At 42.5% G+C, this 15,479-nt stretch carries 18 protein-coding genes; 10 read left to right on the top strand and 8 right to left on the bottom strand.

Annotated elements, in window-relative coordinates; genetic code table 11:
- The first annotated feature begins 138 nt into the window (after positions 1–138).
- The 5 genes from CWI32_RS13450 (at position 139) to CWI32_RS13430 (ending at position 5,318) form a co-directional block, all read left to right on the top strand.
- A complete protein-coding gene (locus CWI32_RS13450) occupies positions 139–774 on the top strand; it encodes a TetR/AcrR family transcriptional regulator (RefSeq protein ID WP_035337915.1) in 636 nt (211 codons plus the stop codon).
- A gap of 98 nt (positions 775–872) precedes the next feature.
- The gene (locus CWI32_RS13445) at positions 873–2,561 is read left to right on the top strand and encodes an AMP-binding protein (RefSeq protein WP_100535525.1); all 1,689 of its coding nucleotides are present in this window, start codon (positions 873–875) and stop codon (positions 2,559–2,561) included.
- Positions 2,562–2,929: 368 nt separating this feature from the next.
- Positions 2,930–3,601 carry a class I SAM-dependent methyltransferase gene (locus CWI32_RS13440; protein ID WP_100535524.1) on the top strand — a complete coding sequence of 224 codons (672 nt, stop codon included), beginning with the start codon at positions 2,930–2,932 and terminating at the stop codon, positions 3,599–3,601.
- 63 nt (positions 3,602–3,664) lie between these two features.
- Positions 3,665–4,462 carry a thioesterase family protein gene (locus tag CWI32_RS13435; RefSeq protein ID WP_005096553.1) on the top strand — a complete coding sequence of 266 codons (798 nt, stop codon included), beginning with the start codon at positions 3,665–3,667 and terminating at the stop codon, positions 4,460–4,462.
- An 82-nt stretch (positions 4,463–4,544) separates the two neighbouring features.
- Positions 4,545–5,318, top strand: coding sequence for a Rossmann-like and DUF2520 domain-containing protein (locus CWI32_RS13430; RefSeq protein ID WP_100535543.1), 774 nt, complete (start codon positions 4,545–4,547; stop codon positions 5,316–5,318).
- Between the two features lie 174 nt (positions 5,319–5,492).
- Here the strand turns inward: CWI32_RS13430 and trmB are convergent, their stop codons facing one another.
- Positions 5,493–6,209: a tRNA (guanosine(46)-N7)-methyltransferase TrmB gene (gene trmB, locus CWI32_RS13425; RefSeq protein WP_005096556.1), complete on the bottom strand. Its 717-nt coding sequence runs from the start codon at positions 6,207–6,209 to the stop codon at positions 5,493–5,495.
- 151 nt (positions 6,210–6,360) lie between these two features.
- Positions 6,361–7,806: a SulP family inorganic anion transporter gene (locus tag CWI32_RS13420; RefSeq protein WP_100535523.1), complete on the bottom strand. Its 1,446-nt coding sequence runs from the start codon at positions 7,804–7,806 to the stop codon at positions 6,361–6,363.
- A gap of 215 nt (positions 7,807–8,021) precedes the next feature.
- Between CWI32_RS13420 and CWI32_RS13415 the strand changes: the two genes are divergently transcribed.
- Positions 8,022–8,633: a glutathione binding-like protein gene (locus CWI32_RS13415; protein ID WP_005171574.1), complete on the top strand. Its 612-nt coding sequence runs from the start codon at positions 8,022–8,024 to the stop codon at positions 8,631–8,633.
- A 324-nt stretch (positions 8,634–8,957) separates the two neighbouring features.
- Here CWI32_RS13415 and CWI32_RS13410 read toward each other — a convergent pair whose 3' ends face one another.
- The 5 genes from CWI32_RS13410 to CWI32_RS13390 all read right to left on the bottom strand — a co-directional run bounded on the left by CWI32_RS13410 (position 8,958) and on the right by CWI32_RS13390 (position 11,712).
- Positions 8,958–9,740 (bottom strand): thiazole synthase, encoded by a 783-nt coding sequence (locus CWI32_RS13410; RefSeq protein ID WP_074382971.1) that lies wholly within the window; start codon positions 9,738–9,740, stop codon positions 8,958–8,960.
- A 14-nt stretch (positions 9,741–9,754) separates the two neighbouring features.
- Positions 9,755–9,952, bottom strand: a complete 198-nt coding sequence (gene thiS, locus CWI32_RS13405) for a sulfur carrier protein ThiS (protein WP_004280105.1) — start codon at positions 9,950–9,952, stop codon at positions 9,755–9,757.
- A gap of 35 nt (positions 9,953–9,987) precedes the next feature.
- Entirely contained in the window at positions 9,988–10,353 is a 366-nt protein-coding gene (locus CWI32_RS13400) for a DUF423 domain-containing protein (protein ID WP_005096565.1), read from the bottom strand.
- 119 nt (positions 10,354–10,472) lie between these two features.
- Positions 10,473–11,342, bottom strand: coding sequence for an RNA polymerase sigma factor RpoH (gene rpoH, locus CWI32_RS13395; RefSeq protein WP_005096567.1), 870 nt, complete (start codon positions 11,340–11,342; stop codon positions 10,473–10,475).
- A 136-nt stretch (positions 11,343–11,478) separates the two neighbouring features.
- Positions 11,479–11,712: a sulfurtransferase TusA family protein gene (locus CWI32_RS13390; protein WP_180049988.1), complete on the bottom strand. Its 234-nt coding sequence runs from the start codon at positions 11,710–11,712 to the stop codon at positions 11,479–11,481.
- A gap of 385 nt (positions 11,713–12,097) precedes the next feature.
- Here CWI32_RS13390 and CWI32_RS13385 point away from each other — a divergent pair, with 385 nt between their 5' ends.
- The gene (locus CWI32_RS13385; protein ID WP_004280099.1) at positions 12,098–12,313 is read left to right on the top strand and encodes a cold-shock protein; all 216 of its coding nucleotides are present in this window, start codon (positions 12,098–12,100) and stop codon (positions 12,311–12,313) included.
- Between the two features lie 101 nt (positions 12,314–12,414).
- Entirely contained in the window at positions 12,415–13,566 is a 1,152-nt protein-coding gene (gene rhlB, locus CWI32_RS13380; RefSeq protein ID WP_005096570.1) for an ATP-dependent RNA helicase RhlB, read from the top strand.
- Positions 13,567–13,625: 59 nt separating this feature from the next.
- Here rhlB and CWI32_RS13375 read toward each other — a convergent pair whose 3' ends face one another.
- A complete protein-coding gene (locus CWI32_RS13375; protein ID WP_005171568.1) occupies positions 13,626–14,003 on the bottom strand; it encodes a hypothetical protein in 378 nt (125 codons plus the stop codon).
- A 265-nt stretch (positions 14,004–14,268) separates the two neighbouring features.
- Here CWI32_RS13375 and CWI32_RS13370 point away from each other — a divergent pair, with 265 nt between their 5' ends.
- Both CWI32_RS13370 and CWI32_RS13365 read left to right on the top strand, forming a co-directional pair.
- Positions 14,269–14,850, top strand: a complete 582-nt coding sequence (locus CWI32_RS13370) for a nitroreductase family protein (RefSeq protein WP_100535521.1) — start codon at positions 14,269–14,271, stop codon at positions 14,848–14,850.
- 33 nt (positions 14,851–14,883) lie between these two features.
- A partial coding sequence (locus tag CWI32_RS13365) for an NAD(P)-binding domain-containing protein (RefSeq protein WP_167381288.1) occupies positions 14,884–15,479 on the top strand: 596 nt, incomplete at its 3' end.

Genomic DNA, 15,479 nt, shown 5'->3' with positions numbered 1-15,479 from the left:
ATCCTGTGGTTCTATTTGTTGTATCCAAAAAAGCATTTTTGTTGTGCTTGTTATTTAACATACATCGAAAATTTAAAAAAGTGAATCAATATTCACAAAATGATTTACAATTCATTTTATCTTGTTGAGATTAATTTTATGAGTTATAAAAGATCATCATTGATGCAGGAACGAATGGAGCAAAATCGCTTGGCGATCTTGCAATCTGCTCGTGAGCTGATTACTCAAGGGGGCTTTAAAGAGGCGTCGATTCAGGCGATTGCAGAACGTGCAGGCGTTTCTACAGGCTTGGTATATCGATATTTCGAAAACAAGAATCAGATTTTGATTCAGGTTTTGTCAGAAGCAATTCGGCTTGAGATTGAGATTTTAAATCACATTGCTGCCTCGGATTTATCGCCAAAACAGAAATTGCAAAAATCTGTTACAACTTTTGTGAAGCGAGCCATGAACAGCCCTCAGTTGGCGTATTCGCTGATGTTCGAACCGGTCGATCCGGAAATGGAACATGAGCGTTTTCACAGTAAACAGCTAATCAAGCAAAGCATTAAGGAAATTTTGGCTGAAGGAAAAGTCAATGGCGAGTTTGAATTTGAAGATTTAAATACCGCAGCGCTGGGTGTGGTTGGTTCCATGACCTTTGTGGTAATTGAACCTTTGAATCCATCTCGGAATATCAGGTTTGATCAAAATTATAAGGATCACTTTGTCAAACAGATTGCCGATTTTTGTGTCAACGCAGTACGTCGACAGGAGGGAGTAGCAGGAGCATAAAACACAAAAAAACAGGCAGGAAGACAGGGTTGTCGTGGTCAAAAAACAATTAATAGAGTTGAAAATCAGAATTACAAAGAATCAAGGAGATCGATTCAATGACACAAGTACGGTTAAGCTATGCCTACGGAACAAGCAGCCAACCCTTATTGGGCATGACAATTGGCGAAAAATTTGATCAGGCATGCGAACAGTATGCATATTCTGATGCAATCGTCAGCTTGCACCAGAATGTGCGTCTGAGCTATCAGCAGTTGCAGCAGCAAGTGAATGCTTTTGCCTGTAGTTTGCAGAAACTGGGCCTGGAAAAAGGTGACCGTCTGGCCATCTGGTCGCCGAACTGTGTGGAATGGACCATTACCCAGTTTGCTGCATTTAAGGCCGGGATTATTCTGGTGAATTTGAATCCAGCTTATAAAAGTAATGAACTGGAATATGTCTTAAACAAGGTCTCCTGTAAGGGACTGGTGATTGCAGCGCAGTTTAAAACCACTGACTATCAGGAAATTCTGACTAAAATTGCTCCTGAGCTAATGCAGACTGAAAGTAAATTACTCAATGCAGAGCGTCTGCCGCATTTGAAGCATGTGATTAAAATTGATGAACAGGAACATGCGGGTCTACATCGTTTTCAGGACTTATTGGTGGAACCGAGCGCAAACGCCTTAGAAAAATTGCAGCAAGTTTCGAGTGAATTGCAGTTTGATGAAACCATCAATATTCAGTTCACCTCGGGTACAACGGGGAATCCGAAAGGTACCATGTTGACCCATAACAATATTTTAAATAATGGCTATTTTGTCGGTGAAGCCATTCATTTAAGTCCAGAAGATCGGGTTTGTATTTCGGTACCACTGTTCCACTGCTTTGGTATGGTGATGGGAAATCTGGCCTGTATTACCCATGGTTCAGCCATGATTTATCCATCTGCCGTTTTCAATCCTCTGGAAACCCTCAAAGCCATTCAACAAGAAAAATGTACGGCGGCTTATGGGGTGCCGACCATGTTTATTGCCATTCTTGAGCATGAACAGTTTGATGAATTTGATCTGAGCAGTTTGCGTACCGGTATTATGGCCGGCAGTCCATGTCCACAGGAAATTATGCAGCGTGTGATTGACCGGATGCATATGTCAGACATTACCATCTGTTATGGCATGACTGAAACCGCACCGGTCAGTGCGCAAAGCTCTACCGCAGACTCTATTGAACAGCGTGTTACGACAGTCGGCCGGGTACATCCGCATCTGGAAGTGAAAATTGTCGATGAAGATGGCAAGGTGGTGCCGCGCGGACAACTCGGTGAACTCTGTGTGCGTGGTTATTCGGTGATGCTCGGTTATTGGGAAGATCAGGATAAAACTGCAGAAGTAATTGATAATGCGCGCTGGATGCATACGGGTGATATTGCTGAAATGGATGATGAAGGCTTTGTCAAAATCAAGGGGAGAATCAAGGATGTCGTCATTCGTGGCGGTGAAAACCTGTTCCCCAAAGAAATTGAAGACTTCCTTTATACCCATCCTGCGGTTTCAGATGTTCAGGTGATTGGTGTGCCAGATCATAAGTATGGTGAAGAACTCTGTGCCTGCATCATTTTGCATGAAAACGATCCGTGTACTGAAGAAACTATTCGCCAGTATTGTGCCGAGCATATCTCACACAATAAAGTGCCGCGCTATGTGCGTTTCTTCCATGAGTTCCCGATGACAGCTTCCGGTAAGGCGCAGAAGTTTAAATTGCGTGAATTTATGCGTGAAGAGTTGAACTTAAAGGAAATAGCTTAAGTATTGTTTAGTTTTTGAGATTGGTGAATTCTTCAACTTTTTTATCATTAAAAAAAGTTGAAGAGAAACTATTAAGAAAAAGCGAAAGATCTGCACAGCCTCACTTAGAAAGAAAGATTTTAATTTTAACGTGTAGGCCATGCTTTGACTTTCGATGGGCTAAAAGTAAACAAAAGCCCTTTATTTTGCTGAAGGGACATCCATGTCCCTTCAGCAAAATGGCGACATTCATGTCGCCTGTCATGTGATTAGATTTAGGATAATGGTCGAAAATTTAAAACCTTTAGATGGAATCTTTATCAATATTGTAATAACTGATAAACCTAATGCTCTTTAGTCTGTTGAATGGTGTGAGGTAAAGTGAAAATATGGCAAAAAACTTCCATAGTGAACTCGTCGTCGCTAATTATGATGAGCACATCCGTAAATTGATTCCCGGCTATGAACTGGTACATCAGCAAATTGATGCCATCCTAACCACTCATTTACCCGAAATTGCCCATATATTGGTCGTTGGTTGCGGGACAGGCTATGAGCTATCTTATCTGTTGCAACGCCACCCAAACTGGATATTTACTGCAATTGATCCATCAGCGACTATGCTGGAACAGGCGCAGAAAAATATTGGGTTAGGCCTGGGATCGCAGCGGATTCGTTTTATTCAGACAGATACACAAAGCTTAAATCAAGATAATCAGTTCGATGCGGCTCTAGCAATTTTGGTGGCACATTTTATTCCATCAGAAAATAAAACTGAATTTTTTCAAGATATCTCTGAGAGTCTTAAGACCGATGGAATCCTGTTAACCTATGACTTGATGCAACCTGAAAATGAAACTGAATTAAAAATCTTGCAAAAAATGACACAGCAGACAGGACTCAGTATTCAACAAAGCGAAAAAATGCTTGAACGGTTACAGCAGGATTTTCATTTAATCTCTGGCCAAGATTTAGCAGCGCTTTTAACCAAAGTCGGATTTAAACATAGCAAAATTTACTGTCAAATCATGAATTATTATGGTTTTTTTATAAAGAAATAAGCATAGCTAACTGAAACAGTTAACTAGAAATTTAAATATAAGATTCAAGGAAGTGTAAAAACAATGTCAGCCTACTATCGTTTCATCAACCGCGAACAGCATGCCGATGGCAGCAGCACTGCTTATTATGAATCTAATATTCATGCGCAAGGTGCATGGAATCCGCATGAGCAGCATATGGCGCCCGCGACTGGCATTATTTGTGCAGAATTGGAACAGTTTCAGCCACGTGCAGAGATGCGCATTGGCCGGGTGAGTCTGGATATCTTTGGACTGATTGCTTTTGGTGAATTTTCCATTACTACGCGCATGATTCGTCCGGGTAAAACCATCGAACTCATTGAAGCAGAAATGTGTGCCAACGGGAAAACCTGTATTGTGGCACGTGCCTGGAAAATGATGACTTCGGATACCCGTGCGATCGCCGGTCTGGAAGATTTTCCGGTTCAGCACCCTGAAGACCTGCCGGTGTGGGAAGGGATGCGCTGCTGGCCAGGTGGTTATATTCAAAGTATTAATACCCGTGCCCATGTCGATCATCGTGCGGGCAAAGGTATTGTCTGGTTATCCAATGCCCTGGAAATGGTAGAAGGTCAAACGACCAGCGACTTTAGCCGCTTGATGGGAATGGTGGATACAGCCAACGGTGTGGTGCCGCGTCAGGACCCAAATGCGGGATGGGGCTTTCCAAATTTGGACTTGCAGATTCATTTGCATCGTTTACCTAAAGGCACATGGCTAGGACTAGAAGTGCTACAGCAATATGGTGAAGATGGCATTGGTTTAACCAGTGGAATTTTACATGATCTTCATGGGCCTTTTGGTCGCAGTGAGCAGATTTTAACCTTACGTAAATTTTAAAATCTGATTTACACAAAAGGACGAATTGCTTCGTCCTTTTTTTATTGGCATGCTGTGCGCAATTATTCAGGAAGATCAGCAGATGCGGATTAGTATTATTGGGGCAGGTCGAGTTGCCTTTCATCTTGCCCAAGGCTTAAATGGACAGCATGAGCTTGTACAAATCTATAGCCGCAGTTTTGCCAAGGCAGAGCAGCTGGCATCTAAATTTAAGGCTCAGGCGATCAACGCTCCTGAATTACTGCATTTCGAAATTGATCTTTTAATCATTGCCGTCAGTGACCAATTCATTCGATCTGTCATCGAGCAGGTACATGCCTATCTTCCTGATGTGTTGATCGTACATACTTCTGGCAGTACCCACTTAAACGTTTTGCAGGATGTTCACCCACGTTCAGGCGTATTTTATCCTTTACAGACTTTTAGTCTGGAGCGTGACATCGACTGGTCAAATACGCCTTTATTTATTGAAGCGGATAATGCTGAAGATCAAGAAAAACTGCATGATCTAGCAAATAGCCTAAGCAATAGAGTCTATCACTATAGCTCTGAACAACGCTTAAGTTTGCATCTGGCCGCAGTATTTGCCTGTAATTTCAGTAATTATTGTTATGATATGGCCAAACAGATTGTAGATGCTGAGCAGGTCGATTTCAGTCTGCTGTATCCCTTAATACTAGAAACTGCCCATAAAGCCACAGAAAATGATCCAAGGCAAATGCAGACTGGCCCCGCCATGCGTGGTGATCAAAATATCCTAAATATGCATCAGCAGATGCTGGCGAATCGGCAGCGAGCAGATTTACAAAATGTCTATCAGTTGTTGAGCCAGCAAATTTTAGAACGTCATCAATAATAAATGCGCTGAATTTTTCAATCTGGATAAAAAATGGACATGGCATAAAGATGAAGGGCTGTTTTTCTTTTTAAGTTCGATTAGAGGTACAGTGCTCGTTAGTATATCTTTGATTGAAAGATAAAGTTTTTTTATAAAAAAGCGCTGAGATGTCAGCGCTTTTTTAGACCTAGATTAAGAAATTTTTTTAAAGATAAAGTCATTAATCTTGTGACCGGCTTCAATGCCGCGACGCTCAAACTTGGTTTGTGGACGCCAGTCAGGACGAGGGTAGCTGTTGCCTTTACCTGCGAGGTTTTCCAGACGTGGACGTTCTTCCAGAACTTCAAGCATCCATTCTGCATATGGTTCCCAATCCGTTGCAGCATGGAAGGTGCCGCCCAGCTCCAGCTTTTGCTCAACCAGTGGCATACGTTCATGTGAAACAAAACGACGTTTAAAATGACGTTTTTTCTGCCATGGATCAGGGAAGTAAAGCTGAACCGTATTGATACTATTGTCCGGCATTTCACGCAGCACTTGAATCGCATCAGCATCCAGTACACGTAAGTTGGTTACGCCGGCCATACCTGCTTCATAGATACACTGCGCAATGCCTGGTACATGAACTTCAATCCCGACAAAGTTACGCTCGGGATTGGCCTTGGCCATCAGCACCAGAGAACGGCCCATACCAAAACCGATTTCTACCGTTAAAGGACGCTCAGGATGTTCAAAGTGTTGACGTAAATCGCCCACCGGATATTCCAAAATTAAGTGACCATATTGTTCAAGCGCAGTACGTTGAGAGGTGTTCAGCGGCATTGAGCGGCGCATAAACGTCACGATTTCACGGTGCTCGCTTAAATTGTCCAGCTCCACGACTTGCTGGTCTAATTGATCGTTCGACATAACTTTGGCAAATCTAAAAATTCAGAATGCGGTATTTTAAGTCCTGAGCCGAGCAAGTCAAACTTTTCTCGGTATTTCTCCATAAAAATCGGCAAGATCTTCCAGATAAAATAAAAGAGCCAATTGAAGCTCTTTTATCCATCATTGTTCATCAGCTACTAAAACGGTCAATCAAGGTGCTGCTGGCTTCATTTAAACCAATCACCGTTACATCTATACCTTGGGCTTTGAACTTCTGAATCACGTTATTCAGCATATTCACTGAGGTCACATCCCAAATATGCGCATGGGTCAGATCTAGTTCAACATGTTCAAGCTTTTCTTTAAAATCAAAGAACTGATAGAACTTCTCTGAACTGCTAAAGAAAATCTGTCCAGAAATAAAGTAGCTGCGTGAATGAGCCGAATTCAAATGCGTATAGACATGTACGGTTCTTTCCAGTTTATTGATAAAGAACAGAGCAGAAAGCAGCACGCCAACAAATACACCCAGTGCCAGATTATGGGTGGCTAAAACCACCAGCACCACCGCAATCATAACCACATTAAATTCCAGCGGATGTTTATTGAATTGTTTGACTGAACCCCACTGGAAAGTGGTAAAGGCGACCATCACCATAATCGCCACCAAAGCCGCCATCGGAATATAAGCCAGCCAGTCTTTCAGAAACACAACCAGGCACAGCAAAAATACACCGGCAATCAGCGTTGATAAACGGGTTCGTGCACCGGAAGACACATTAATAATCGATTGACCGATCATGGCACAACCGGCCATGCCACCCATAAAACCACTGACAATATTGGCCATACCCTGACCACGACATTCCTGATGGCGGTCACCTTCAGTTCCGGTGACTTCATCAATTACAGTCGTGGTCATCATGCTTTCCAGCAAACCGACAGTCGCCAGCGTCAATGAATAAGGCAGTACAATTTGTAGGGTTTCCAGGTTGAGCGGAATCTCCGGCAGCAGGAACACTGGTAAGGTGTCCGGAAATTGCCCCAGATCACTCACGGTTCGCATATCTGCACCCAAGAACAGCGCCAGTCCACTCAGCACGATGATGCAAATTAGCGGAGAAGGAATGGCTTTACCAATTTTAGGCAGATAAGGAAATAGATAGATAATCGCCAGACCCATGGCAATAAACAGATAGCCCATCCCATCCATTTTTTGCATCTCGGGAAGCTGTGCGACAAAAATCAGAATTGCCAATGCATTCAAAAATCCATACACCACAGCTTGCGAAACAAAGCGCATCAACTTGGCCACTTTAAAATAACCGGCAATGACCTGAATAATTCCGGTCAGAATAGTCGCTACCAGCAGATATTGCAGTCCATGGTCTTTTACCAGCGTAATCATCAGCAGTGCCATCGCACCCGTAGCCGCTGAGATCATGGCAGGGCGGCCGCCAAAAAAAGCAATCGTCACAGCAATACAAAACGAAGCATAGAGACCGACCTGCGGATCGACGCCAGCAATTGCAGAGAAGGCAATCGACTCGGGAATCAAGGCCAGTCCAACCACCAAACCTGCGAGTACATCAGTCCGAACATTGGAAAACCATTCTTCTTTTTTAAGGCTAATCACGAAATATCATCTAAATTTGGAAAACCTGGGTATCTTAAACAGATGCGGTCAAAAATCTACAGAGATGGGCTTGAAAAAGCCGTTAATTTCCTGAATATTGAATGAGTAAATGTCCTGAGGGGCAGTTACGCTTTTTTGCAATTTACAGGTTTGATCACTTGAAAGTTTGACAGAAGCGATTTAAAACATAGAGAAGTGTATAACAAGGATCAGAAATGAAGCTTTACTATTCGCCGGGTGCATGCTCACTGGCAGCTCATATTATTTTAAATGAAATTAATGTCGATTTTGATTTGGAACGTGTTGACTTAAAAACACATAAAACAGAGAAAGGTACGGATTATTACGAAATTAATCCTAAAGGCTATGTACCAGCCTTAGAAATTAATCCTGGTCTGATCCTGACAGAAAACGTAGCCATTTTACCTTTTCTGGCTCAACACGATCCAAAACAAGATCTGATTCCGCCATCTGGTATGGGACGTGCCAAAGTTCTGGAATGGCTGGGTTATCTCAACTCAGAATTGCATGATGCTTATGCGGTGTTCTTTGGTGGCAAGTTATCCGATGATGAAAAGAAAAAAGCCTATGCAGAAGTCGATCGTCTATTGAGTTATATCGACAAAGCGATTGCTGAATCAGACAATGACTATCTGGTTGATGATAACTTTGGCCCAGCCGATGCTTATCTGTTTGTGTTGACCAATTGGTCGAATCATATTGAGCATGATTTAAGTCCGTATAAGAATATTATTCATATCCGCAATAAAGTCGCAGAGCGTCAGTCTGTACAGATTGCAATGCGAGATGAAGGTCTAATTCCATAAATGAGTATTCATCATCAGGCTTAAAAAAACCGCTTTATTGAAAGCGGTTTTTATTTGTCAGTCTTCATCATTAAAGTGTGAATAGAAATTAACAAAATCAATGTTATTTTAATAGAATCGCTGATGAGACTTGAACGTCGATCATCGCGCTGCAGTTGAGTAGCGCCAGCGTACATCCTTATTTTTATTATCGAGTGTTCATTATTATAAAAGCTCGATCAAATAGCTGAATGATTTAAGCTTAAATTGTGCCCATGAATTTTAGTCAAAAAAATAAGGACTCCTGAGAATCCTTATTTGAAAAATGATCCAAGACTTTAAATATTATTTAAAGAAATAACCAGTTTCCGGCGAGCTGGCATTGGCCATACGTTTACGCGGCATACGGCCGGCCAGAAAAGCTTCACGACCAGCTTCGACTGCTTTACGCATTGCAGAGGCCATGAGTACCGGATTCTGTGCAGCTGCAATCGCTGTATTCATCAGTACACCATCACAGCCCAGTTCCATCGCAATTGCGGCATCACTTGCGGTACCGACACCAGCATCGACCAGTACAGGCACTTTGGCATTTTCTTTAATAATCGACAGGGTATGTGGATTGAGAATTCCCAAGCCCGAACCAATCAGGCTGCCCAAAGGCATAATTGCCACACAGCCCATGCTTTCCAGTTCTTGCGCCACGATTGGATCATCCGAAGTATAGACCATGATCTCAAAGCCATCGTCAATCAAGGTACGTGCAGCTTTCAAGGTTTCAGTCACATTCGGATATAAGGTCTTTTCATCGCCTAAAACTTCAAGCTTGACCAGATTATGGCCATCAAGGAGTTCGCGTGCCAGCATACAGGTGCGAACGGCACTATTGGCATCGAAACAACCTGCGGTATTCGGCAAAATGGTATATTTTTCCGGAGGAATGACTGACAGCAGATTCGGCTGATCTGGATGCTGTCCAATATTGACCCGACGAATCGCGACAGTAACAATCTCTGCGCCACTGGTTTCAATGGCTTGCTGAGTTTCATTTAAATCTTTATATTTGCCTGTGCCTACCAAAAGGCGAGACTGGAATTGGCGTGAACCAATCTGTAATAAATCTTGCATAATCGTCCCGAGTATTAGCCGCCACCGACCGCGTGAATAATTTCTATTTTGTCTGTATCGCAAATCGGCGTATCGCCTAATCTGCTTTTAGGAATAATCATTTCATTGACTTCAACTGCAAAACGCTTACCCTCAAGCGCCATACTCTGAATCAGTTCCAGCAGATTCTTGCAGTGAGTTTCCTGTTGTTCGCCATTGATATAAATCATCATTCTAGCTACCCTCCATGATTAAGTGATTTTCAGACTTATCTGGCGTATTTTAAAGCATTCCAAGCCAGAATTAACCATCCTGCAATCATTAAAGCACCACCAATTGGCGTAATTGCGCCTAATCCACGTGGTAAACCCAAGGCCATGATATACAGTGAACCAGAAAATAATAAAATACCGACCTGAATTAGCCAAAAACTCCATTGAATCGGGAGTGTCGGAATGACTTTCGCGAGCAAGGCCAGAATAAGCAAACCTAAGGCATGATAGAAAAAATAATCCGTTGCCGTTTGCCACCAGCCGAGCTGGGCTTCAGTCGCGCGCGCTTTTAAACCATGTGCACCAAAGGCACCGAGCATCACGGCAAGCGCCAAGTTGAGTGCTGAAATCGCAATCCACATTTGAATTGATCTTCCTGATAAAGTTTGCGCTCAACCTTAGCATAAATTCAAAATTCGGGCATAAAAAAGCCTTCTTTGATGAAGGCTTTTTCAGATTAAATCAATAACAGAATTTGGTGTTAATTGGAGGACATCGCCACTTTAATTTTTTCCATGGCATTTTTTTCGAGTTGGCGAATACGTTCCGCGGAAACGTTATATTCGGCGGCCAGCTCATGCAGGGTTGATTTCTCGTCATCTAGCCAGCGACGCTGCAAGATATTACGTGAACGATCATCGAGCTGATCCATGGCTTCGTGCAGGGCAGAGGTACTTTGTTCCTCATAATCCTCATTTTCAATCAGACGGGCCGGATCATAACGGTTATCTTCAAGATATAAAGCCGGTGCAACATAAGTTGAACCTTCATCATCGTCATCGCCGGAAGCATCAAAAGCAGCATCATATGCCGTCAAGCGGCCTTCCATCTCCAGAACTTGTTCTGGTGTGACATTTAAATCATTGGCAATCGACTGAGCTTCTGCGAGGGTCAACTTTTTCGATGATTTTTTCAGGCTACGCAGATTAAAAAACAGTTTACGTTGCGCTTTGGTGGTGGCGATTTTAACAATACGCCAGTTACGGATCACATATTCATGAATTTCCGCCTTAATCCAGTGCACAGCAAATGACACCAAACGTACGCCCATATTCGGGTCAAAACGTTTTACAGCTTTCATCAGACCCAGGTTGCCTTCCTGAATCAGGTCGCCTTGTGGCAGACCATAACCTGCATAACTGCGTGCAATATGCACCACAAAACGCAAATGTGACATGACCAGCATTTTTGCTGCATCTAAATCTTGGTCATAGTAATAGCGTTCAGCCAACTCTTTTTCTTGTTCGGCCGTTAAAATCGGAATCTGATTGACAGTGCTGATATAAGCACCGAGGTTGACCCCTGGCGCCGATAATGACAGGGGCATCAACTGATTGCGGCTGTCACTCATGTGTTCTCCTTGAAATGCGGGATAACCCTAAACATAGGTTTTATCTTAATCCAATCTCTCCGCAAATAATGGATATTTGGGTAGAGAAATGTAAAAAAGTATACGAAACTAAGATAAACAGTTTAATTGAAAATTTTTAAGATTCAATCAAGTAGTGAAATTCTGAATCAGAAACTTTTTTTGATTCAAGCTTGAGTTGATGAATCTGGCAATAACGGCTGACATCCGTCTGACTATGTGGATCAGAGGATTTGAGCAAGAAAGTTTTCTGATTACCGGCCTTTAGTGCCCGTTTTAACATTAATAGCGGCATCGGGCAGGGTTTTCCCATGGCATCGATAAGACAATATTGCTGTGGATTTTGCGACATTAGGGTTTCATTCATATAGCAAAAAAATGACAATAAATAGTAACAAAGAAGCGTATAGAACCAAACTGCTTTAATAAAAATCAGGATCTAAAAGAAGATATAAAGTCTTTTGACAATTTTCATGAAAAAAATAACTAAATCAAACAGAACATGCTAAAAAAAATCTATTAATTGTGATAAACCCATGTTAAGCTCGTTGCGTATTTGGGACTTTGAATAAACAAAGTGATTGTTTTTCACCCTATTACATAAATGGATGTAACCGGGATTTTGTTGATAGTTTTACAGAATGATTACAAGCTTAAAAATAATATTTTCAAACTTGTTTGCTCTGCTGTTTGCAACACCGGGTGGTCCTTCTTTTAGTTTCAATGAGGATTAACTTATGACAGCTGCTCGCGAACAAGGCGTAGTTAAGTGGTTTAACGATACTAAAGGCTTCGGCTTTATTCAACGTAACGGCGGTGATGACGTATTTGTTCATTTCCGTGCTATCCAAGGTGACGGCCACCGTTCACTTCGTGATGGTCAACGCGTTGAATTCAGTGTTGTTAAAGGCCAAAAAGGCTTTCAAGCTGAAGAAGTTCAACCATTAGACTAATCTTCGGATTAAGCTAAAAAGAAAACGCTCCAATATAACTTGGGGCGTTTTTTGTTTATACTATCCCCATCTTAGTGATTACCCAAGTAGAGCACCGCTTTATGTCATCTGGTTTTGAAACCTTAAATTTACATCCCAATCTAAAAAAAGCGATTGATGCTTTAGGCTTTACCACCATGACGCCTATCCAGCAGAAGGTTTTAAAATTCACGCTGGCAGGACATGATGCCATTGGCCGTGCACAGACAGGTACCGGTAAAACTGCGGCCTTTTTAATTAGTATCATGAATGATCTATTAAATAACCCAATTCAGGAGCAGCGTTATCGTGGTGAACCGCGTGCCCTGATTTTGGCACCGACCCGTGAACTGGCACTGCAAATTGAAAGCGATGCACAGGATCTGGCCAAATATGCCGGTCTCAATGTCGTGACTTTGCTGGGTGGTGTAGATTTTGACAAGCAAAAGAATCAACTAAATAAAGCACCTGTCGATATTATGGTCGCGACACCCGGTCGTTTGATCGATTTTGTCGAGCAAAAAGAAGTCTGGCTGGATCAGATTGAATTTCTGGTCATTGATGAAGCGGATCGTCTACTCGATATGGGCTTTATTCCTTCAGTGAAACGCATTGTGCGTTTTTCGCCGCGTAAGGAGCAACGTCAGACTTTAATGTTCTCTGCAACATTCAGCTATGATGTACTAAATTTGGCCCAGCAATGGTTATTTGAACCGGTAACAGTTGAAATTGAACCGGAAAAGAAAACCAATGCCGATGTCGAGCAACGGGTGTATATGGTGGCTAAGGCCGATAAATATAAACTGTTGCAAGAAATCTTGCGTGATGAGCCGATTGAAAAGGTGATGATTTTCGCCAACCGTCGTGATCAGGTGCGTAAGCTTTATGATCATTTAAAACGTGATGGTTATAAGGTGGTCATGCTGTCTGGTGAGATTGCTCAAGACAAGCGTCTAAAAATGCTAGACCAGTTCAAAAATGGTAAGCACAACATCATGATTGCAACAGATGTTGCGGGTCGTGGTATTCATGTGGATGGTGTTTCACATGTGGTGAACTTCACTTTACCTGAACAGTCAGATGATTATGTACATCGTATTGGACGTACTGGCCGTGCGGGAACACGTGGTGTGAGTATTAGTTTCCTTGCCGAAGATGATGCGTTCTATCTACCAGAAATTGAGAAGGCGATTGGACAGAAATTGCCTTTGACCCGTCTGGAAGGTTATTGCTAATCCAGATTAAAAAAACCGCTCTTGAAGAGCGGTTTTTTTTATGACCATGTGATCTGGACTTATTTGGCCTGACAACGGAAAGTCAAAATGGTTTGATAGTCATCATTCTGGTTTAAACCGGTATTGGTGCCTGCGATATTACCTAAAACAGTCGCTGCTGCCTGAATCATTTGTCCAGTCTGATCATCAACGACACCTTTTAATGCCCCGTTATAACCCGTCTTTTCATCGATAATAATCGCAGTAGCTTTCGAACCACAGGTTTTGCTGGCAGCATTAATGGCATTATTTTTAGCAGTTAGTTGATTTTTACCTAATCCGGTGACCTCAAACTGATTATTTTCTTTCTGAATTGCCAGTGAGGTTGGGTTAGAAGCACAGGCAGTTAAAAGTAGGGCTGAAGCTGCTAATCCGCTGATCGCAATTGTTTTTTTCATGATAAAATCTCGGGTGAAAACAGAATTAAGTTTATTTGAGCATAGCAAAGCGCACAGAGTTTGGAGCTGTTGTATAAGTTTGGAAATTTTTAGTGTGACTCTATGCTAAAAAAGTAATTCAACTGAGCATTTCATTGATTAAAATAAAAATATTGTAATGTTACTTGAGTAATTTTTGCGGCTAAGTCGCGGTGAAGTTTATAGAGTATTACAGCGGGAATATGCTAATCTTGAAAACAGTTTTTAAGTATAGATCTACAAAGCAATGACGGAATCCGTGGTCGACATCGTTCATCAAAATATTCACCAACGTCAATCAATAGGACATTTGCTGGCACCGGCACCGAATGCAGAACAGCTGGAGCTGGCTTTTCAGGCGGCATTGACAGCACCGGATCATCATCGGTTGAAACCCACCACCTTTGTGGTGATACCTGATGCACAGCGTGAAGCATTTGGGGAGCTGTTGTCTCAGGCACTGGTCGATCTGGGTGAAACTGAAACGGCACAGATTGAACGGGTCAAGAATCATCCATTCCGTGCGCCACTATTGGTGTTGGCTTTAACGCGTTTGCAGGATCATCCTAAAGTTCCACATTTTGAACAGATTCTCAGTTCAGGCGCCACCATACAGAATTTTCTGTTATCACTCCAGATTCAGGGTTTCTCGACCATGTGGCGCAGTGGTGCTGTAGTCGAGTCTGGCCTGTTTAAGCAGGCATTAGGAATTTCAAAAGATGATTTGGTCTCGGGTATTATTTATATTGGCACTGCAGCAAAAGCAATTCCAGCACGCGCAGAGATTCAGACCAGTAATTTTGTAAGTTATTGGAATCAGAACGGTTAATTTGCACGGTATAACAGGGTATTAAAAAATAATATGTCAGAATTAAATTTTTCAGCACTGGTCGAGCCGGTTGCAGTCGATCATAAGACCGCTTTAAGAGTCACGGTGTTGGGTGGGGGCAGTTTTGGTACCGCAATGGCCAATACCGCAGTGCGTAATGGTTGTAATACCATGATCTGGATTCGTGATGAAGCTGTTGCGGCAGATATCAATGCCACGCATATCAATAAACGTTATTTGCCCGATTTCCAGCTGGAAGAAAACTTACTGGCTGTGTCGGATCTGGAACTGGCTGTGCGTGATCGTGATATTATTTTAGTCGCGATTCCAAGTCATTCTTTTCGGGATGTCCTGCAACAAATCAAGCCTTTTATCACCTCACAAGCCGTGATTTCACTCACCAAAGGGATTGAAGCCAAAACTTTTAGCTTCATGAGTGATATTATTCGGGAAGTATTGCCAGAAGTGCCTTATGGAGTGCTGTCCGGGCCGAATCTCGCCAAGGAAATTGTGGCAGGTCAGCCGGCAGGAACCGTGATTGCCAGCGAATCTGAGCTGGTACGTTATGCCGTACAGCAAGCCTTACATAGTGCCTTGTTCCGTGTTTTTGCCAGTGATGATGTACATGG

The sequence above is a fragment of the Acinetobacter pseudolwoffii genome (assembly GCF_002803605.1).
In the GTDB taxonomy this organism is placed as follows: domain Bacteria; phylum Pseudomonadota; class Gammaproteobacteria; order Pseudomonadales; family Moraxellaceae; genus Acinetobacter; species Acinetobacter pseudolwoffii.
Note: the sequence above shows the minus strand (reverse complement) of the source record. Positions and strands in the feature narration are given on the sequence as shown.